Genomic DNA, 19,514 nt, shown 5'->3' with positions numbered 1-19,514 from the left:
CAGGATCAGGCCCCGGCGAGTCCGGGGCCTTTTTCTTTGCGCCCTGCGCCATCGACGGCTGCGCGGCGCAAGACATGAGCATCCAGATCAGGCGACTGAACGCCGACGAGACCCTGCGCGCCGCGCCGGCCCTGGGCGAGATCCTGAAGGACTGCGTGGACGGCGGGGCCTCGGTCTCGTTCATGGCCGACCTCACCCTCGAACAGGCGACGGCCTTCTGGGAGCAGGCCGCGGCCGCGCAGATCGCCGACGGCCGCGCGGTGGTGGTCGCACAGGACGACGATGGCCCGGTCGGCGTCGTTCAGGTGATCCCAGCCGGCACGCCCAACCAGCCGCACCGGGGCGATGTCGCCAAGATGCTCGTACATCGCCGCGCCCGGCGACGGGGCGCAGCCCAGGCCCTGCTTGCCGCCGCAGAGGACGCCGCGCGCGACCTTGGCCTCTCGCTGCTGGTGCTCGACACAGTGACCGGGGGCGATGCGGAGCGGCTCTATGTCCGGTTGGGCTGGGAGCGGGTCGGGGTTATCCCGAACTATGCGCTGACGCCTGACGGCGAGCTGTGCAGCACCACATACTTCTACAAGCCCATCTGACAGCCACGCCTGTTCGGTGTAAGCAGGGTTCGCCCATAGCGAACCTCCGTCCGGCGCGACCGCCGGGAGGCGACGCGGGCAGTCGGGTCCGATCGCTCGGTGAGCGGTCCCCGGCGATGCCGTCGGTCTCGCGCCCACGGTGCAGCGGGCGGACCCGCGACCTCTTTCCCGCGCGCGCGTCGCGCAGCTGACCGGTGAAGTCGGGCGCCTGTGTCCCCCTTCCGAACCGGCCACAAACCGGAGGACGTTCCATGGGCCTGTTCTCGGCTCTCTTCATAATCTGCCTGGCGTTCGTCACCGCCACCTTGTCCGGGGTCTTCGGCATGGCCGGCGGGCTTGTCCTGATGGGCGGGCTGGCGCTGGTGATGCCGGTGTCGGCCGCCTTCGTGACCCACGGCATCCTGCAACTGGTCGCCAACGGCTGGCGTGCGGTCCTGCACCGTCAGCACGTGCGCTGGGATATCGTCGGCTGGTACGCCATCGCCTCGGCCGCGGCGGGCGGGGTGGTGTCGCTGATCTCGCTCGTGCCGTCCAAGCCGGTGCTCTACCTGCTGATGGGGCTTGTGCCGTTCCTGCTGTGGCTGCCTCAGCGCTGGATCAACCTGGACGCGGCGCGGCCGCCGCAGGCCTTCGCCTCGGGCCTGTTGGTGACAGGCCTCAACCTGACCGCCGGCGTGGCCGGTCCGCTGCTCGACATCTTCTTCGTGCGCACCAGCCTGACGCGCCACGCCATCGTCGCCACCAAGGCGGCGACCCAGGTGTTCGCGCACCTCGCCAAGATCCTGGTCTACGGCGCCCCGCTGCTCACCAGTCCCGCACAGGACCTGCCGCCCTGGTGGATGTTCGCGATCGCCGTTCCGCTCTCGATGGCGGGCACGGTGGTCGGCGGCCGCATCCTCGACCGCATCACCGATGTGGACTTCAAGAGCTGGACGAAGTGGATCGTGACCGGGATCGGCGTCCTCTATCTGATCCAGGCCGCTCAACTGTTCCTGAGAGGCGCGTGATGCAGATCGAACCGAAGGTGCTGGAGAACCGCTTCGTGCGGCTCGAACCGATGGCCGAGGAACACCGGGAAGCGCTGCGCGAGGCCTGCAACGCCGACCAGGAGATCTGGACCGACCTCTACCCCTTCTCCTGGGCGAACGAGCATTTCGATCCGACCTGGGCCAAGCTGCGGGCCGACCAGGCGGCGGGACACACCCAGCCCTACGCGGTGCTCGCGGGCGAGCGGCTGGTCGGCCTGACGACCTTCTATGCGATCGATCTCGCCAATGCGGTGCTGGAGGTCGGCGGCACCTACTATCGGCCCGACGTCCGCGGCGCGGCGGTGAACCCGGCCGCCAAGCGGCTGATGATGGGCCACGCCTTCGACAGCGGCGCGCGGCGGCTGGTCTATCGCGTCGACGCCATCAACGCCCGCTCGCGGGCGGCGGTGACCAAGCTCGGGGCGGTGCAGGAGGGGATCCTCCGCCAGGACCGCGAGACCTGGACCGGCCGCATCCGCGACACGGTGATCTTCTCGATCCTGGCGGAGGAGTGGCCCGCCGTTCGCCAGGGACTGGACGAACGGCTGGCGCGGTTCGTGGTCGGCGCCTAGGCGCTGGCGGCGGTCTTCTCCGGCGCGCTGGGGAAGAACACTTCCGAAGCGTGCTCGGCGACTTCCTGGGCCGTGTAGGGCCGCCCGGGCGTGAAGCCGTCGGTCTGCAGCATCTTGATCTCGCGCACGCCGCGGGACGAGACGCCCAGCACCTTGCCGGTGTGGTCGGCGGCCAGGTCCGAGGCCATGAACAGCACGCCAGGCGCGATGTTCTCGGGCAGGGCCATGGCGTCCGGCTCCTTGTCGCGGAAGCCGGGCAGGTCGGAAGTCATGCGCGTGAAGGCGCCCGGCGCCAGGCCCATGACCCGGATGCCGTACTTGCGTCCTTCGATCGAGAGCACGCGCATGAAGCCGTAGATGCCGGCCTTGGCCGCGCCGTAGTTCGACTGGCCGAAGTTGCCATAGAGGCCCGAGGTCGACGAGGTCATGATGATGACGCCGGGCTTGCCGTTGTCCTTCATCCACTTCCACACCGGCATGGTGCAGCAGTAGGTGCCCTTGAGGTGGACCTTCACCACCAGGTCCCAATCCTGCTCGGTGGTGTTGGCGAAGGTCTTGTCGCGAAGGATGCCGGCGTTGCAGACCAGGATGTCGACCTGGCCGAAATTATCCAGGGCGGTCTTCAGGATGTTCTCGCCGCCCTCGATGGTGGAGACGTCGTCGGTATTGGCCGCCGCGCGCCCGCCGGCCGCGATGATGTCATCGACCACCTTCTGCGCCGCGCCCCGGTCCGAGCCAGAGCCGTCGCGCGGCCCGCCCAGGTCGTTGACGACGACGGCTGCGCCTTCCTTGGCGAACAGCTTGGCGTAGGCCTCGCCCAGGCCGTTGCCCGCGCCGGTAATGATGGCGACCTTGCCGCTCAGCAAACCCATGTCGTTTCTCCCTTATGATCTAACTTATCCCGCCATCTTCGGGTCGCCGTTTTCAGCTGACAAGCCTTGACCGCTCGATGGGCCCGGCTGCAATTGGCGTGCACAATGCCAAAATGGGAGCCGCCAATGATCCGCACCCTCGCCCTGACGGCGGCGCTGAGCGCCGCTGGCGCCGCCTTCGCCCACGAGCCGGCCCCGCGCATCGCGCCGTCGCTGGCGGCCCACACGGCCGAGTTCGCGCCGCCCAAGGTCTATGAGCCGGCGCCTGGCGTGTTTTCTGCGGTCGGCTACGGCATCGCCAACTCGATCATGGTGGTCGGCAAGACCGGGGTGGTGATTATCGACACCACCGACAGCCTGGACGAGGCCAAGAAGGTCTGGGCGCAGTTCGAGCCGCATGCGGGCGGCAAGCCGATCGTCGGCGTGATCTACACCCACAACCACAACGACCACATCAATGGCGCCGCCGCGTTTCCGCTGGCCAAGGGCGCCAAGGTGATCGCCCACGACACCCTGCTGCGCGAGGCGGCTAAGTGGAACGGCGTGGCCGCGCCCGCCATCGCGGCGCGGGCGGCGCGGATGTACGGGGTGTTCCTGCCCAAGGGCACGCCGGACGGCTTCGTCAGCGTCGGCATCGGGCCCTATCTCTCGGCCTTCGGCGGCGGCGGGGCCGGCGGCTTCATCGCGCCAAACACGGTGTTCGCGGACCGACTGGAGGTCAGCCTGGGCGGCGAAAAGTTCGTGCTGGAGCACGCGCCCGGCGAGACCGAGGACCAGATCCTAGTCTGGATGCCGGACCGCAAGATCCTGTTCCCCGGCGACAACATCTACAAGGCATTCCCCAACCTCTACACGATCCGCGGGACCAGCTACCGCGACCCGGTGCAGTGGGCGAACTCCATCGACCGGATGCGCGCGCTTGAGGCCGAGGTCCTGGTCCCCTCGCATACCCGTCCGATCGTCGGGGCGGAGGCGATCGCGACGGAGCTGACGAACTATCGCGACGCGATCCGCTTCACCCACGACCAGACCGTGCGCTGGATGAACCAGGGCCTGACGCCCGACGAGATCGTCGAGAAGGTGAAGCTCCCCGCTCACCTCGCGGCCGACCCGTATCTCTACGAGCACTACGGCACCGTTGAGTGGTCGGTGCGGTCGATCTTCGCCGGCTACATGGGCTGGTTCGGCGGCGATCCGGCCAGCCTGTCGTTCGATGCACCGGACGTGCGGGCCAAGGAGGTCGTCGAGCTGGCCGGCGGCGCGCGCCAGGCGCTGGCCGCCGCGCAGAAAGCCTTCGACGCGGGGCGCTGGAAATGGACGGCCGAACTGGCGGGCTATGTCGGCCGCGCCGATGCGGGCCTGAGGCCCCAGGCCGACGCCCTGCAGGCCAAGGCGTTCCGGCAGCTCGGTTACGACAGCGTCTCGCCGAACGGCCGCAACTACTATCTCGAGCGCGCCGCCGAGCTTGAGAAGAAGGCGCCTGGCTGGGCCCAGATCATCGGCGCGCGCCAGGGCTCGCAGGCGGCCGGCCTGCCGGCGGCTGCGGTGGTGGCCACCTTCCCCGTGCGGCTCAACGCCGAGAAGGCGGCGAACGCGCAGGCGGCCATGGGGCTTAAGCTGGCCGGCGACGGCGACTGGACGGTCCGCGTGCGGCGCGGGGTCGCCGAAACGCCTGTCGGCGTCGCCGCGGACGTGCCGCTGGTGGTCGCCGCGACCAAGGCCGACTGGGTCGCGGCGCTGGCCTCGCCCGGCGCGATGCAGGCGGCGCTGGCCTCGGGCAAGGTGAAGATCGAGAAGGGAGACCCGGCGGCGCTGGCGAGCTTCCTCGACCTGTTCAGGGGGTGACGCCTCGCGATGATTACCGCGCGCGGGTGTACCGCCACGCCTGGCTCTGCGGCTTTCCGTTCACGGTCCCCTCGATGCGGGCGCAGAGGTCCTCGCCGCAGCGGCGATAGCTGACGCGTTGGGGGAAGTCGTGAGCGAGGTTCTCGAACGTCGCCTCGCCGGCGGGGCCCGGCTTCAGCACGAAGAGCGTCGGCGACTGACCGTCGAGGCGGGCGGTGAAGGTCACGCCGGCCGGCTCGGCGCGGATGGTCATGAACTCGGTGAACGGCTTGCGTCCGGGACGGTTGGTCTGGGACAGGCCGGACATGACGCCGTCCTGCGGGGCCAGCCAGACTTCGCGCACTGACCGGTTTTCATCCTGTTGAATCCAGGAGCCGGCCAGCCAGCTCAATGCCTGTACATCGTCTGCCGGGGCGGCCTGGGCGGCGCCGGCCAGGAGCAAGGCCGCGGCGAGGGGCGTCGCGCGCATGGTCAGCCCTTCTTCTTGCGCCGCGCGCGGAAGAAGCCGCGCAGCAACTCGGCGCTTTCTTCGGCGAGCACCCCGCTGGTGACCTCCGGACGCCAATGGCAGGTCGGCTGCTCGAAGAACTTCGGACCGTGAACGACGGCGCCGCCCTTGGGGTCTTCGGCCCCGAACACCACCCTGCCGATCCGGGCGTGGCTGATCGCCCCGGCGCACATGGCGCAGGGCTCAAGGGTGACGACCAGGGTCAGGTCCGTCAGGCGGTAGTTTCCCAGCTTCGCGGCGGCCTCCCGCAACGCGACGATCTCGGCGTGGGCGGTCGGGTCATGCGCGCCGATCGGCCCGTTGGACCCGATCGCGATGACCTCTTCGGTCGTCGGATCGACAATGACGGCGCCAACTGGCGTCTCTCCACGTGACGCGGCGTCTTGCGCCGCCGCGAGCGCGATGCGCATGGTGCGATGATCATGATCCACGACCCCCAACGAAACGATGAGACGGCCTCCGGTCAAGGAGAGCGCGTCGCAAAGGCACTGGCGCGAGCAGGCGTAGCCTCCCGGCGAGATGTCGAAAAACTCATTGAAGAGGGCCGCGTGGCCCTTAACGGCAAGGTGTTGACCACCCCCGCAGTGAACGTCCTGCCCGACGATATCCTCACCGTCGACGGTGAAGTGGTCGATGCGGCCGAGCCCACGCGCCTGTTCCGCTATCACAAGCCGATCGACCTTCTGACCACCCACAAGGACCCGCAGGGGCGCGCGACGGTGTTCGACGCCCTGCCGCCGGGCCTGCCGCGGCTGATCTCCATCGGTCGCCTGGACATCAACTCCGAAGGCCTGCTGCTGCTGACCAATGACGGCGAGCTGGCCCGTGCGCTGGAGCAGCCGTCCAGCGGCGTCGTCCGGGTCTACCGAGTGCGCGCCCGCGGGCGGGTTACCCAGGCCGATCTCGACAAGCTGAAGGACGGGGTCACCGTCGAGGGCGTCCGCTACGGCCCGCTGGAGGCCAAGATCGACAAGGCGAAGGAAGGCCCGAGCGGCGCCAACGTCTGGATCACCGTCACCATCGCTGAAGGCAAGAACCGCGAAGTCCGCAAGGTGCTGAAGTCGGTGGGCCTGGAGGTCGGGCGCCTGATCCGGATGTCCTACGGCCCGTTCGCGCTCGGGACCCTGCCGATCGGTCAGATCGAGGAGGTCGGCCCCCGGGTGATCCGCGAGCAGCTGGTCGAGCACATCGCACCCGAAAATCTGCCCACCGGTGACCGCCCCTCGTTCAAGCCGCCGAAGGCACCGCCTGGCGCTCATGCGGTTCACGATGGCACCGGCCGTCGCGGCGCCGGCGCCCGTCCTGCGGCGGAGCCCAAGCCCAAGGCGAGCTACAAGGAAGGCTGGGCGCGGCCGAAGGTCGAGATCAAGGCCGGCGCGGTCAAGCGCCGCCGTGCGCCGCGGCCGGGCGAAGAAGCCTCCGACGTGCCGGTCGCCCCGCGCCGTCGCTCCCCCCGCATTCCCGGCGATACGCCTGGCGGCATCCGCAGCTACGCTCCTGGCGATCCGCTGGCGCCGCCGCGCCCGCCCCGGCCCACCGGTCCCAAGCGCAAGCCCGGCAGCGATGCGCCGCGCCGCGGCGCGACCCTGATCGAACGTGGCCCGCGCTCCAACGACGGCAAGCCCGCCAAGCCGCGCGGCTTCGGCGGACCGCGGCCGGAAGGCCGTTCGTCCGATGGTCCGCGCGGCGATTGGGGCGGCCCGCCCCGCAGCGGCCCGCGCGGCCCCCGTCCCGACGGCGATGCGCCGCGAGGCGAAGGCCGTGCCGAGCGCCCTGACGGTCCGCGTGGTCCCCGGCCTTCGGGGCCGCGTCCAGCCGGAAAGCCGGGATTCGGCGGTCCCCGCTCCGGGCCCCGTCCTGGCGGACCGCGCAGTGACGCGCCGCGTGGCGAAGGCCGCCCCGAGCGCGCCGACGGTCCGCGTGGCCCGCGCCCGGCCGGCAAGCCTGGCTTCGGCGGTCCCCGCTCCGGACCTCGGCCCGATGGCCCGCGCAGCGATGCGCCGCGCGGCGATGGCCCGCGTTCCGATCGTCCACGCTCGGGCGGCGGCGGCAAGCCGGGCGGTCCGCGTCCCGGGGGGCCTCGCCCCGGCGGTCCGCGCGGTCCTAAGCGGGACGGCTGATGCGAATCGTCTCGGGAGAGTTTCGCGGCAAGGCTATCGCCACGCCGGAGGGCGACCGTACGCGCCCGACATCCGACCGTGCGCGCCAGGCGGTGTTCAACATCCTTGAGCACGCGGCCTGGTCGCCGGGCGTGCGCGACTTGCGGATTATCGACCTGTTCGCCGGATCGGGCGCGCTGGGCTTTGAGGCGCTCTCGCGGGGGGCGGCTTTCTGCCTGTTCGTCGAGACGGACGAACTGGCGCGCGGCGCGATCCGTGAGAATGTCGACGCCATGGGGCTGTTCGGGCGCACGCGGGTGCATCGCCGTGACGCCACCGATCTGGGCGTTCGTCCGGGCGCCGACGGGCCGGCCTTCGACCTCGCCTTTCTCGACCCGCCATATGGCAAAGGGTTGGGAGAGGTCGCGCTCACCAAGCTGGCGGCCGGCGGCTGGCTGGCCCCGGGCGCGGTGGTGATGTTTGAGCGCGGCTCGGACGAGCCCGACTTCCAGGTCGAGGGCTTCGAGAAGCTGGACGCACGCGACTATGGGGCCGCGCGCGTCCATTTCCTCAAGTTCGCCGGCGCCTAGTGTCCCGATTCCGAAGTTCTCAAGCGCCGGTGGCGGGCTCAGACGAACTTCGGAATCGATCGGGACACTAGAAAGCCAATGCTCGCTAGCGTGCTTCTCGGATCTGAAGTTCGCTCTGAGCTCGATCAGCAAGCCGGCGAACTTCAGATCCAGCACGCTAGAAGGCGCGGGCGGACGTGCGGTTGTCGAGCTGGCTGCGCAAGCTCTTCAGTCCCTCCTTGGTGATGCGATAGGGCTGGCTGTCACGGCTGGCGATCAGCCGCTTCTGCTTCAGGCTCTTGAAGACCGTGACGTTGCAGTCGCTGAGCACCCAGCCATCGCGGGTGATGCAGTCGGCTGCGACGATGTCGCCGCGGTGATCGCGTTCGAGGATGATCTGGCCGCCTTGGGCCAGGGCGTGCAGCGTGCGTTGCTGCGGCTTGGAAACGTTCAAGGGAATTATCCAGCGTTCAGGCATGAGGAAGCGCGCCCGGGCCAGATCTCGTAAAAACGAGGGCGCGGACGTTTGGGCCTGACTGCCGATTTCAGACGAGATGCCGGCTCGGCGGTTAGGCCCGGACCTCGAACGCAAGCTCAGACATGAACCTCTTCCCTTGAGCCGTACGCCGTTATCATGGCGCCGCCGCGGGTGATCGTCCAGTCGTGCGAAATGCGGCGATCTATACTTCGGCAGATGCGAATATATCGCCTCGTGACGATCATGTGAAGGATTTGTGACAGTATAGATGATGTCGAATTCAGAAATTGTCGCGCTGATTCACCGCTCATTAGCTGAGCTTGACTAAACGGCTGGTCGACCCGCGGAAAGCTGCTCCCGATGACCGCCATCCTGCTCGACCTGATCCAGTCGATCGTGCCGATCGCGCCCGACACCTTGGGCCAGGACGTCTATGATCGTTTCCAGGCCGAGCCGGACACCCTGGCGATCGCCGTGGTGGATGAGGAGGGCCGCCCCGTCGGCCTGGTCGAGCGGAACGCCTTCTTCGTGGCCATGGCCGCGCACTATGGCCGTGCGCTCTATGGTCTGCGGCCGATCTCGCTGCTTATGAACGCCTCGCCGCTGATCGCCGAAGGCGACACGCAGGTGGTTGAGTTCTGCGGCGACGTGCTCGCCGACCGCTCCAGCGAGGTGATGAAGGGCTTCGTGGTGGTCAGCGGCGGCCGCTATGCCGGCGTGGGCTCCACCTTGGCCCTGTTGCAGGCGACCAGCGCCGCCAACCGCGCCCATGCCGAGGAGATGACCCGGCTGGCCGAGACGTTGAACCAGGCCAAGCTGGAGGCGCAGAGCGCGCTCACCGCCAAGTCGCAGTTCCTGGCCGTGATGAGCCACGAGATCCGCACGCCGCTGAACGGGGTGCTGGCCATCGCCGACATCCTGCAGCGGCGGCTCTCCGATCCGGCCCTCAAGCCCTACGTGGCGACCATTCAGGATTCCGGCCAGACGCTGCTGCGGCTGCTGACCGACGCCCTGGACTTCAGCCGCGCCGACGCCGGGCAACTGGAACTGGCCGAGGACAGCCTGCACCTGCCGGCGCTGCTGGACGACCTGTCGGCGCTCTGGACGGCGCGGGCCGAACTGAAGGGGCTCAGCCTGGGCTTCCGCTATGAGGGCGCTCTCGATCAGTGGGCGCTGGGCGACGCGGTGCGCATCAAGCAGGTGTTCAACAATCTGATCGGCAATGCGCTGAAGTTCACGCGTCAGGGCGGGGTGCAAGTGGTGCTGCGCGCTCGCCGGTGCGACGTCCATGTGATGATCGAGGGCGAGGTCCGCGACAGCGGCGTCGGCATCCCTGCGGATAGGCTGGCGGGCATCTTCCAGCCGTTCAGCCAGACCGAGGCTGGCGTGCGCGAGGGCGGGGCCGGCCTTGGCCTCTCCATCTGCCGTCAGCTGGTCGAGCAGATGGGCGGGACCATCGGGGTGGAGAGCGGCGAGGGCGGCGCGGCGTTCACCTTCGAATTCCCGCTGTTCGACCTGCCGGCCCCGAGCCGCGAGGAGATCGCCGCCGAGCCCGATCTCGGCCAGGGCCCGGGCGCGTTGCATGTGCTGATCGCCGACGACAACGCCACCAACCGACTGGTCGCCGAGACCCTGTGCGGCATGTTCGGGTGCACGAGCGAAAGCGTCGAGGACGGCGAGCAGGCCGTTGCGGCGGCCGCCTCCGGCCGATTCGACCTGGTGCTCATGGACATCAAGATGCCGAACCTGGACGGGGTCGGCGCCACGCGCCGCATCCGCGGACTGGCCGGAGCCGCCGCAGAGGTGCCGATTCTGGCCATCACCGCCAACGCCGATCCCTGGGACGCGGCCAGCTATTTGGCGCAGGGGATGGACGGGGTAGTCGAGAAGCCCATCAAGGCCGAGCGCCTGCTGATCGCGATCAACGACCTGTTCGTGGCCCCTGAGCCGGCCGCCTCGGTCGCCGCCTGAGCCGCCTCGCCGGCAACGCCGGTTGCCTGCATCGGCGGCATGGGCGAGGGTCCAGGCCGGGTGCGGCGCGGAGGCGTGAATGGCGGGCTACAAGGCTCGGCTGACGAAGGATGTCGATGAGTGGGTCGCCGCCGGGCTGGTTCCGGCGGAGAATCGTCAGGCGATCCTGGATTGTGTGTCCGAGGAGCGTCGAGTCGACGCATCGGCGGCGCTGGCGGTGATCGGCGCGCTGCTGCTGGGCGCGGCGGCGATCGCCTTCGTCGCGGCCAACTGGGGCGCGATCCCGCGACTGCCGCGGTTCGGGCTGATTGTCGGGCTTTTCCTGGCGGTCGCCGGCGGCGGCGCCTGGGCCGCGCGAGCGCAGCGGCCGCTGCTGAGCAACACCCTGCTGGCCGTGGCGGCGCTGGTCTATGCGGCGGCCATCGGTCTGACCGGCCAGATCTTCGACATCGCCGGCGATCCTCAGCGCGCCCTGCGCAGCGCCGGACTGGCGGCCGCCCTGCTGACCCTCGCGGGCCGGTCCAGCGCGGCCGGCGTCGTCGCGCTGGCGCTGTTGGGATTCGGCGAGTTCGCCGGTCGCTTCGATGGCGGCGAGAGCCGCTGGCTGATCTTCGCCGCGCCGGTCGGAATGGCCCTGGCCTGGCTATGGCATTCCAAGCCGCTGGCCCATGCCTCGGCCCTGGCGCTGGTCGTCGGCCTGGTGGCCTTGATCTCGATGTACGAACGATGGGGCGCGACGAGCCTGCTGATCAGCGCTGCGGTTCTGGCCCTCCTGGCTGGGGCGGCCCGGCAGCTGTCCGACCGCAGGACGGCGGTGATCTTCTTCCTGTGGTTCGTCTGGGGCGCGATGGTCTTCTACGGCGTCGCCGGCTTCGACGAGTTCAAGGGCGGCTACCTGATCGCCCACCGCGCCGCCTGGCTGCTGATCGCTGGCGGCGTGATCGCGCTGGGGATGCATGATCGCCAGGGCATGGTCACAGCGGCGGGGGTGGTCTCGATGATCGCGGCCGTCTGCGCTATCCTGTTCGATCTCGGCCTTGGCCTGATGACCGCTGCGGGCCTGTTCGCGGCCTGCGCCTTGATCGCCCTGGTGGCCGGCGGGCTGACCCGTCGGAGGGCCAAGGCATGATCCGCAGCCTGCCCCTACGCATCATCGCCGCGGCGCTGGCCCTGGTGCTCGTCCTGGTCGGCGTGATCGTGCGCGAGAACGGCGCCCGGGCCGCCGGCCGAGAGGTCTTGCTGCCCATGGAGGCGGTCGATCCGCGCGACCTGCTCACCGGCCACTACGTGGCGCTGCGGCTGTCGCAACAGCTGGCGCTGGGCCAACCCTGCCCTCGCGAGCCGACCAGCTTCGAGAGCGGTCGCTGGATCGGATTGAAGCCGGTCGCCGGTCACTACCGTTTCGCCGGCGCCGGGGCGAGCCGCCAGGCGGTGCTGAACGCGGGAGCCGACGTCGCGGTCCGCGGCGGCGTCCATTGCTCGCGCATGGCGTTCGGAGGTGCGGACGCCGACGTGGTGACCCTGGACATCGGCGTCGACCGCTTCCACGCCGACCAGGACGAGGCCCTGGCCATCGAGAAGGCGCTGCGCGAGCGGCGCGCCGGCGAGGCGAGCGCCTTTGCGGTGGTGTCGGTGGGGCAGGACGGCCGCGCGCGGCTCAAGGGCGTCATTGTCGGAGGCAAGCGCACCGACCTGACCTGGTGGTGAGGCCCTAACGGCGGCCGAACAGGCGCTCGATGTCGGCCAGCTTCAGCTCCACATAGGTGGGGCGGCCATGGTTGCATTGGCCGGAATGGGGCGTGGCCTCCATCTGGCGCAACAGGGCGTTCATTTCCGGCGCGGTCAGCCGACGCCCGGCCCGCACCGAGCCGTGGCAGGCCATGGTCCCGCAGACCTCGGCCAGCCTTTCCTTCAGCGCCAGGGCCTGGCCGTTCTCCGACAGGTCGTCGGCGATGTCGCGGATCAGGCCCGAAACGTCCGTCTCGCCCAGCAGGGCCGGGGTCTCGCGCACCAGCACCGCGCCGGGACCGAAGGATTCGACCACCAGGCCAAGCGCCTCCAGTTCATCGGCGCGGGCGACGACGCGCTCGGCCTCGGCCGGATCCAGCTCGACGACCTCGGGCAGCAGCAGCACCTGCCGGGACACCCCGCCGCCGTCCATCTGCACCTTCATCTGTTCGTAGACGAGGCGTTCGTGGGCGGCGTGCTGGTCGACGATCACCACGCCGTCGCGGGTCTGGGCGACGATATAGGTCTCGTGCACCTGCGCCCTGGCGGCGCCCAGCGGGAAGTCGACAGGATCGAAGACCACGCTCGGGGCTGGGGCTTCGTGCAGGCCGGGGGCATAAGTCTGGGGCGTCCAGTCGGACGCGAGCTCGGCGCGGGCGGAGACCTCGGTGAGGCCGGGCAGGTTCTGCGTCGCGGCGGCGATGGCGGGCGCCCAGCCGCCGGCCTGCCAGGCAGAGAAGCCCTGGGCCGAGGGCTGAGGCGGCGGATACGATGGCTGCGGCGACCAGCCGGGGCGCAGGTTGGCCAGGGTGTCGCTGGCGACTGTGGTGGCCGCGCGGTGGCCTGCGCCGGCCAGGGCGTGGCGCAGCCCGCCGACAATCAGCCCGCGCACCAGCGCCGGGTCTCGGAACCGGACCTCGGCCTTGGCGGGATGGACGTTGACGTCGACCAGCGAGGGATCGAGGTCGAGATAGAGCGCAACCAGCGGATGGCGGTCGCGGGCCAGGAAGTCGGCATAGGCGCCGCGCAGCGCGCCCTGCAGCAGGCGGTCACGGACCGGGCGTCCGTTCACGAACAGGTACTGATGGGCGCTGTTGCCGCGGTTGAAGGTCGGAAGGCCAGCGAAACCGGACAGCCGTACGCCTTCGCGCTCGTGGTTGATCTCCAGCGCGTTGTCGGAGAACTCCCGGCCCATGATCGACGACAGCCGCGCCAGCCGCCCGGCCGGGCCTGCGCTCTCGGCGGGCAGCCGCAGCGTCCGGCGCCCGTCGAGGTCGAGGGCGAAGGACACCGCCTCGTGCGCCATGGCCTGGCGCTTGATCTCGTCGGCGATGGCCAGCGCTTCGGAGCGCTCGGACTTCATGAACTTCAGCCGCGCCGGAGTGGCGTAGAACAGATCGCGCACCTCGACACGCGCGCCATGCGGACCCGGGAAGCCGGAGGGCGTCACCGCGCCGACCGCGCCGCCTTCGACCAGGATCGCATGGGCGTCCGCCAGGCCCTTGGCCCGCGAGGAAATCGACAGCCGCGCGACTGAGCCTATGGAGGGCAGGGCCTCGCCGCGGAAGCCCAGGGTGTGGATGTGCAGCAGGTCGTAGTCGCCGGCGTCGTCCGGGGCGAGCTTTGACGTCGCGTGGCGCTCGATGGCCAGGGCCAGTTCGTCCGCCGACAGGCCGCAGCCGTCGTCGGCCACCAGGATGCGTGTCAGTCCGCCGCCGTCGGCCTGCACCTCGATGGAACGCGAACCGGCGTCGAGCGCGTTCTCCACCAGTTCCTTGATGGCGCTCGCAGGGCGCTCGACCACCTCGCCGGCGGCGATGCGGTTCACGGTTTCGGGCGGAAGGCGGCGGATGGTCATGGTCACGCTTCGGTTAGCTCGTCACTATATGGCGATTCCGGGGGGCAAGTCTGGAAGGTGGTCCATGAAACGTGTCCTCCGCATGGCGCTTGCCGCCGCGCTCTTCGCTTCGGCGGCCCCCGCCCCGGTCCTGGCCCAGGTTCCCCTGACCCCCAGCGCGCAACTGCCGGCCGGAGTCTTCGATCCCAACGAGACGCTGGTCGACGAACTCGTGGTCACCGCGCGCCTGCCTGGACCGGCCTGGTGGCGCGTCTCGAACGGAACCTCGACGGTCTACGTGCTCGGCGCACCGACCGTCGCGCCCAAGCGCCAGCAATGGGACCAGTTGCAGTTCAACCGCCGCCTCGAGGGCGCCAATGCGGTGATCCTGCCGTTCACGGGCCTGAAGGTGAAGTTGGCCGGCGCCCCGGGCGCGGCGATCAGCTACCTGCGCCTGAAGTCCGGCAAGCCGTTCGAGGACAGTCTCGATCCCGCCGCCCGGGAGCGCTTCGTGGCCGTACGCAACAGGCTCGGGCAGCCGGCCGACCACTACAAGACCAAGCATCCGCTGGCCGCGGCCCTGATGCTGACGGACGACTATCGCGAGAAGGAGAGCCTCACGACCGCCGATCCGACCAAGCTGATCAAGCTGCTCGCCCAACGCGGCGGGGTTAAGGTCGTCCAGCGCTCCTATGACCTGGGGCCGTTGCTGGGGGCGGTGACCCGCACCACGAAGGCGGCAGGCGCCGCCTGCCTGGACGAGGTGATGGGAGAGATCGAGGCCGGGCCGGGCCGCACCTTGGCCGCTTCGCGCGCCTGGGCCCAGGGCGATGTGGCCGGGGCGCTGGGCGCCGAGCGCAGTTATGAGCGCTGCATCGCCGTCACGCCGGGCGCGCAGACTTTCGACGCAAGGGTGAAGGGCGACCTGGCCAAGGACATCGAGGCGGCGCTGAAGACGCCCGGTCACGCCATCGCGGTCGCGCCGCTGCGCACCCTGCTGGCTCAGGGCGGCGTGCTCGATCAACTTCGCGCCAAAGGCTACGAGGTGAAGACGCCCGGCGACGAGGACACAGGGGAGTGAATGCTCCCCCGCGAGGGGGAGCGTTCGAGGCGGCTGCCTAGAGGCCCGGCAACTTGATGCGGGTCTGCTTCTCGCGGGAGATGACGACGGGCGCGCCGCCGGTCAGGCCCTTGACCTTGGCCTCTTCCGCGGCCGGATCGACCGGAGCCGGAACATTGTCGCCCGCGGCGGCCACGACGGCTGCGCTGGAGGTGGGCTCGCCCGGCTTCCAGAACATCACCTTGTCGGAGAACGACTTGTCCTTGTGCGCCAGCGCGCCGGTCTCGTCGTCGACCACATAGCGGATCAGCGGGTCGGCCTTGTCGGCGCCGGCCTTGGCGACCAGCAGCTTCTCGCCGTCCGAGCGCGCTTGGGCTTCGCGCGCGCCAAGCAGGGCGTTACGCGCGGCGCTTTCCGGCTGCAGTTCCTGCGGGCGCGGTTCGCCGGGCGCTGGCGGGCGCAGGGCGTATTCCGGCGGCACCACCAGCGGCGCCTTGGATACGACCCGGAATTCGTCGGGAGTGACCTTGGTCATGCCCAGGGCGTTCCGGGTGGAATTGCAGCCTGCGAGGCCAAGGCCGGTCGCCGCAACGAGGGCGGACGCGACGAGCACACGGTTCAGACGCATCAACTTTGAGTCTCCGAAAGCCGCCCCCCGGCGGTGAAGGGTGGGTAAATAGCGCATACGGGCATACCCGCCAACGCGATTAAGCAGCCGATTCCTTACGCAGGGAATCAAGCAACAAGAAGACGACCCCGACAGTGATGGCGCTGTCGGCGACGTTGAACACCCACGGGAAGAACCCGAGGCGTTGGAAATCCAGGAAATCGACCACCGCGCCGAAGCGAATGCGGTCGATGGCGTTGCCGATCGCACCCCCGATCACCAAGCCCAGCCCGAGGCTCAGGAGCGGCCGATCGGTCTTGCGCACCCAGATCGCCAGGGCGATGGCCACGCCGATCGAGAAGATGGTCAGAAGCCAGCGCGCAAGATCGGCGTCTGCGCGGAACAGCCCGAAGCTGACGCCGCGATTCCACACCATGGTCAGTGAGAACGGGCCCGCGATCGGCGTCGAGAACCGTGACGGCAGATCGTAGACGTAGAGGATCCAGTACTTCGACAACTGGTCGGCCAGGATCACGAAGGCGGCCAGACCGTAGGCCGCCAGGCCGAGTTTGGAGATGGACTTCAAGGGTGCTCCCATTTTCCGGTCGCCCCGCTGGAGCGACCGGAACTGTGGTTTATCCTGCGGTCAGGCTCAAGCCCGCGCAGCGTCCCAGGCGGCCACCGCGTCAGCGTCACGCAGCGACAGGTCGGGATATCGCGGATCGGAACCCACTTCCGGCAGGATCCGCCAGGAGCGGGCGCACTTGCGTCCCTCGGCCTTCAGCGGCTCGACGGCGACGCCGGGAACCTCGGCTAGGCGGAAGGCGCCGGCCGGACCCTCGCCCTGGACCAGGGCGGCCTGGCTGGTGCGGAACACTTCGGCGGCGTCCAGGCCTTCGAAGGCGGCCAGCAGTTCGGCGTCGGTCACATGTACGCGGGGCGCCGCTTCCAGGGCCGCGCCCATGCGCTTTTCACGGCGCTCGACTTCCAGCGCGCCGGTGACCACCGAGGTCACCTGCTGCACCTTGGCCCAGCGCTCGGCCTCCGCGTCGTTGCGCCACTCGGCCGGGGTCGCCGGGATCTGCCGCAGGCAGTTGGAGTGGGTGTCCGGATAGCGGGTGGTCCAGGCCTCTTCCATCGTGAACGGCATCAGCGGGGCCAGCCAGGCGGTGATCCGCTCGAACACCGCTTCCATCACCGTGCGCGCGGCGCGGCGGCGGAGAGCGTCGGGGCGGTCGCAATAGAGGCTGTCGCGGCGGATGTCGAAGAACAGCGAGCTGAGCTCGTTCTGGCAGAATTCGATGATCGGCCGGATCACGTCCTGGAAGACATAGCCCTCGTAACCGGCTCGCACCTGGGCGTCCAATTCCCACAGGCGGTGCAGGATGAAGCGCTCCAGCGGCGGCATCTGCTCCAGCTCGACCGCCTCGTCGGGCGCATAGTCGGCCAGGGCGCCCAGCATGTAGCGGACGGTGTTGCGCAGCTTGCGATAGGCGTCGGACGTCGTCTGCAGCACCGTCTTGCCGATGCGGCTGTCGTCGGAATAGTCGATCATCGCCGCCCAGAGGCGGATGATCTCGGCCCCGGACTCGCGGATCACCGCCTGCGGGTCGACGACGTTGCCCTTGGACTTCGACATCTTCTCGCCGTTCTCATCCATGGTGAAACCGTGGGTGAGGATGGCGTCGTAGGGGGCGCGGCCGCGGGTGCCGGAGCTTTCCAGCAGCGAGGACTGGAACCAGCCGCGGTGCTGGTCGGAGCCCTCGAGGTAGAGATCCGCCGGCCACCGGGTGTGCTCGCGATTCTCCAGCGTGAAGGCGTGGGTCGACCCGGAGTCGAACCAGACGTCCAGGATGTCGTCGATCTTCTCGTAGCGCTCGGGATCGTGCGCGCCGAGGAAGTCGGTGACCGGGCGGTTGAACCAGGCGTCGGCGCCCTCGGCCTTGATCGCCTCGATGATGCGCTGGTCGACCTGCGGATCGTGCAGCGGCTGGTTGGTCTCCTTGTCGACGAACATGGCCAGCGGCGCGCCCCAGGCGCGCTGACGGCTGATCAGCCAGTCCGGGCGGCTCTCGACCATCGAGCGGATGCGGTTCTTGCCGCCGGCCGGATAGAAGGCCGTCGCCTCGATGGCTTCCAGCGCCGTCTCGCGCAGGGTGCGGCCGCCCAGCTCGGGGGTGTCGACCGGCTCGTCCATGCGGATGAACCACTGCGGCGTGTTGCGGAAGATCACCGGCGCCTTGGAGCGCCACGAGTGCGGATAGGAGTGCTCCATCCGGCCGCGGGCCAGCAGGCCGCCGGCCTCGATCAGCTTTTCCATGACCGCGCCGTTGGCCGGGCCGAACTTTCCGGCCTTCTTGCCCTCGGTCTCCAGCACCTTGAGGCCCGCGAACAGCGGCACGTGCGGATAGTAGGCCCCGTCCGGATCGACGGTGTCGGGGATGTCGCGATGGCCGTGGGCCAGCCACACCAGGTAGTCGTCGGCGCCGTGGCCGGGCGCGGTGTGGACGAAGCCGGTGCCGGCGTCGTCGGTCACGTGGTCGCCGTCCAGCAGCGGCACCTGGAACGCATAGTGGGCGTCGAGGGCGTGCAGCGGGTGCTCGCAGACCATGCCTTGCGGATCGATGGCTTCGATCCTGCGCCACTTGGCGATCTTGGCGGCCTTGAACACGTCGTCGGCCAGCTTGTCGGCGAGGATCAGCTTGTCGCCGGCCTTGGCCCAAGGCTCGAACTCCAGCCCCTCTTCCATGGCCTCGACCTGGAAGACGGCGTAGTCGACCGAGTCCGAATAGCTGATCGCCCGGTTGGCGGGGATGGTCCAGGGCGTTGTGGTCCAGATCACCACGCTGGCCCCGCGGGCGGCGTCGCTGCCCTCGACGACCGGGAACTTCACCCAGATCGTCGGCGAGACGTGGTCGTGGTACTCGACCTCGGCGTCGGCCAGGGCGGTGCGCTCGACCGGGCTCCACATCACCGGCTTGGAGCCGCGATAGAGCTGGCCCGAGGCCACGAACTTGTGGAACTCGGCCACGATCGCGGCCTCGCTCGAATAGTCCATGGTCGCGTAGCGGTGCTCCCAGTCGCCGATCACGCCCAGCCGCTTGAAGCCATCGCGCTGCACGTCGATCCAGTGGGCGGCGTACTCGCGGCACCGGGCGCGGAACTCGGCCTTGGAGACCTCGTCCTTGCGGCGTCCCTTTTCCTTCAGTTCCTTCTCGATCTGCCACTCGATGGGCAGGCCGTGGCAGTCCCAGCCCGGCACGTAGTCGACGTCGTAGCCAAGCAGGAAGCGCGAGCGGACCACGAAGTCCTTCAGGGTCTTCTGCAGGGCGTGGCCGATGTGGATGGCGCCGTTGGCATAGGGCGGACCGTCGTGCAGCACGAACAGCGGCGCGCCGGCGCGCTGCCGCTCGGCGCGGATGGTGTTGTAGAGGTCGGCCTTCGCCCAGCGGTCCAGGATTTCCGGCTCCTTCTGCGGCAGGCCCGCACGCATCGGGAACGGGGTTTCCGGGAGGAAGACGGTTTCGCGATAGTCGCGCGAAGGCTTTTCGACGTCGTCGGCCATGGGACTTTCCAGCTTGGCTCGGAACTTGGGGACTTGAGCGGGTGGAACCCGGCGCGCGCTGGAGCGATCGTCCGGCGGCGTCACGCCGGGCGAATAATTCGCGGGGTTTTCCGAACCGAAGTCATGCCCCGGGCTGTAGCAGAGGGCGCCGATGGGCGCGAGCCCCTTTGCCGGGCGGCGGC

The 19,514-nt window shown here is 69.4% G+C and carries 18 protein-coding genes and 1 pseudogene; 11 read left to right on the top strand and 8 right to left on the bottom strand.

Annotated features, from left to right (window positions below; all coding sequences use genetic code 11):
- The first annotated feature begins 74 nt into the window (after positions 1 to 74).
- The 3 genes from ASC79_RS14225 (at position 75) to ASC79_RS14215 (ending at position 2,193) form a co-directional block, all read left to right on the top strand.
- Positions 75 to 593, top strand: a complete 519-nt coding sequence (locus ASC79_RS14225) for a GNAT family N-acetyltransferase (protein WP_056017569.1) — start codon at positions 75 to 77, stop codon at positions 591 to 593.
- 251 nt (positions 594 to 844) lie between these two features.
- A complete protein-coding gene (locus ASC79_RS14220; RefSeq protein WP_056017566.1) occupies positions 845 to 1,600 on the top strand; it encodes a sulfite exporter TauE/SafE family protein in 756 nt (251 codons plus the stop codon).
- Complete coding sequence (locus ASC79_RS14215; RefSeq protein WP_056017563.1) at positions 1,600 to 2,193, top strand: GNAT family N-acetyltransferase; 594 nt, start codon at positions 1,600 to 1,602, stop codon at positions 2,191 to 2,193. The genes ASC79_RS14220 and ASC79_RS14215 overlap by 1 nt, the downstream gene beginning before the upstream one ends.
- Here the strand turns inward: ASC79_RS14215 and ASC79_RS14210 are convergent.
- Entirely contained in the window at positions 2,190 to 3,065 is an 876-nt protein-coding gene (locus tag ASC79_RS14210; protein ID WP_056017560.1) for an SDR family NAD(P)-dependent oxidoreductase, read from the bottom strand. The two genes, ASC79_RS14215 and ASC79_RS14210, sit on opposite strands and share 4 nt — an antisense overlap.
- A 126-nt stretch (positions 3,066 to 3,191) precedes the next feature.
- Here ASC79_RS14210 and ASC79_RS14205 point away from each other — a divergent pair, with 126 nt between their 5' ends.
- On the top strand, positions 3,192 to 4,910 hold the full coding sequence (locus tag ASC79_RS14205) for an alkyl sulfatase dimerization domain-containing protein (protein ID WP_056017557.1): 1,719 nt from the start codon (positions 3,192 to 3,194) through the stop codon (positions 4,908 to 4,910).
- A gap of 13 nt (positions 4,911 to 4,923) precedes the next feature.
- Here ASC79_RS14205 and ASC79_RS14200 read toward each other — a convergent pair whose 3' ends face one another.
- Both ASC79_RS14200 and tadA read right to left on the bottom strand, forming a co-directional pair.
- Complete coding sequence (locus tag ASC79_RS14200) at positions 4,924 to 5,379, bottom strand: DUF6265 family protein (protein ID WP_056017554.1); 456 nt, start codon at positions 5,377 to 5,379, stop codon at positions 4,924 to 4,926.
- A gap of 2 nt (positions 5,380 to 5,381) precedes the next feature.
- Positions 5,382 to 5,828, bottom strand: coding sequence for a tRNA adenosine(34) deaminase TadA (tadA, locus tag ASC79_RS14195; RefSeq protein WP_056018003.1), 447 nt, complete (start codon positions 5,826 to 5,828; stop codon positions 5,382 to 5,384).
- Positions 5,829 to 5,834: 6 nt separating this feature from the next.
- On the opposite strand from tadA, the pseudogene ASC79_RS21535 reads away from it, so the two are divergent.
- From ASC79_RS21535 to rsmD, 3 genes and pseudogenes are all read left to right on the top strand, one after another.
- Positions 5,835 to 5,966 (top strand): annotated as a pseudogene (locus ASC79_RS21535) (23S rRNA pseudouridylate synthase B); the annotation flags it as partial.
- Positions 5,967 to 7,538, top strand: coding sequence for a pseudouridine synthase (locus tag ASC79_RS14190; protein ID WP_056017551.1), 1,572 nt, complete (start codon positions 5,967 to 5,969; stop codon positions 7,536 to 7,538).
- The gene (rsmD, locus tag ASC79_RS14185; RefSeq protein ID WP_056017548.1) at positions 7,538 to 8,107 is read left to right on the top strand and encodes a 16S rRNA (guanine(966)-N(2))-methyltransferase RsmD; all 570 of its coding nucleotides are present in this window, start codon (positions 7,538 to 7,540) and stop codon (positions 8,105 to 8,107) included. The genes ASC79_RS14190 and rsmD overlap by 1 nt, the downstream gene beginning before the upstream one ends.
- Positions 8,108 to 8,264: 157 nt before the next feature.
- On the opposite strand, the gene ASC79_RS14180 is transcribed toward rsmD, so the two are convergent.
- Positions 8,265 to 8,540 (bottom strand): YjhX family toxin, encoded by a 276-nt coding sequence (locus ASC79_RS14180; RefSeq protein ID WP_056017545.1) that lies wholly within the window; start codon positions 8,538 to 8,540, stop codon positions 8,265 to 8,267.
- A gap of 384 nt (positions 8,541 to 8,924) precedes the next feature.
- On the opposite strand from ASC79_RS14180, the gene ASC79_RS14175 reads away from it, so the two are divergent.
- From ASC79_RS14175 to ASC79_RS14165, 3 genes are all read left to right on the top strand, one after another.
- Positions 8,925 to 10,535 (top strand): ATP-binding protein, encoded by a 1,611-nt coding sequence (locus tag ASC79_RS14175; protein ID WP_056017542.1) that lies wholly within the window; start codon positions 8,925 to 8,927, stop codon positions 10,533 to 10,535.
- Between the two features lie 79 nt (positions 10,536 to 10,614).
- Complete coding sequence (locus ASC79_RS14170; protein WP_056017539.1) at positions 10,615 to 11,664, top strand: DUF2157 domain-containing protein; 1,050 nt, start codon at positions 10,615 to 10,617, stop codon at positions 11,662 to 11,664.
- Complete coding sequence (locus ASC79_RS14165; RefSeq protein WP_056017537.1) at positions 11,661 to 12,242, top strand: GDYXXLXY domain-containing protein; 582 nt, start codon at positions 11,661 to 11,663, stop codon at positions 12,240 to 12,242. Before ASC79_RS14170 ends, ASC79_RS14165 begins: the two co-directional genes overlap by 4 nt.
- Before the next feature lie 4 nt (positions 12,243 to 12,246).
- Here ASC79_RS14165 and mutL read toward each other — a convergent pair whose 3' ends face one another.
- Entirely contained in the window at positions 12,247 to 14,121 is a 1,875-nt protein-coding gene (gene mutL / locus ASC79_RS14160; RefSeq protein ID WP_056017534.1) for a DNA mismatch repair endonuclease MutL, read from the bottom strand.
- Positions 14,122 to 14,185: 64 nt separating this feature from the next.
- Here mutL and ASC79_RS14155 point away from each other — a divergent pair, with 64 nt between their 5' ends.
- Positions 14,186 to 15,181, top strand: coding sequence for a TraB/GumN family protein (locus ASC79_RS14155; protein ID WP_162244295.1), 996 nt, complete (start codon positions 14,186 to 14,188; stop codon positions 15,179 to 15,181).
- Positions 15,182 to 15,218: 37 nt separating this feature from the next.
- Here the strand turns inward: ASC79_RS14155 and ASC79_RS14150 are convergent, their stop codons facing one another.
- From ASC79_RS14150 to ileS, 3 genes are all read right to left on the bottom strand, one after another.
- A complete protein-coding gene (locus ASC79_RS14150) occupies positions 15,219 to 15,788 on the bottom strand; it encodes a DUF3035 domain-containing protein (RefSeq protein WP_056017528.1) in 570 nt (189 codons plus the stop codon).
- Between the two features lie 79 nt (positions 15,789 to 15,867).
- Complete coding sequence (lspA, locus tag ASC79_RS14145) at positions 15,868 to 16,353, bottom strand: signal peptidase II (protein WP_235528669.1); 486 nt, start codon at positions 16,351 to 16,353, stop codon at positions 15,868 to 15,870.
- A 66-nt stretch (positions 16,354 to 16,419) separates the two neighbouring features.
- Positions 16,420 to 19,332 (bottom strand): isoleucine--tRNA ligase, encoded by a 2,913-nt coding sequence (ileS, locus tag ASC79_RS14140; protein ID WP_056017522.1) that lies wholly within the window; start codon positions 19,330 to 19,332, stop codon positions 16,420 to 16,422.
- Positions 19,333 to 19,514: the final 182 nt, after the last annotated feature.

It is taken from the genome of Phenylobacterium sp. Root1290 (assembly GCF_001425305.1).
In the GTDB taxonomy this organism is placed as follows: domain Bacteria; phylum Pseudomonadota; class Alphaproteobacteria; order Caulobacterales; family Caulobacteraceae; genus Phenylobacterium.
The sequence above is the reverse complement of the archived record's forward strand: the minus strand, read 5'-3'. Positions and strand labels throughout refer to the sequence as shown.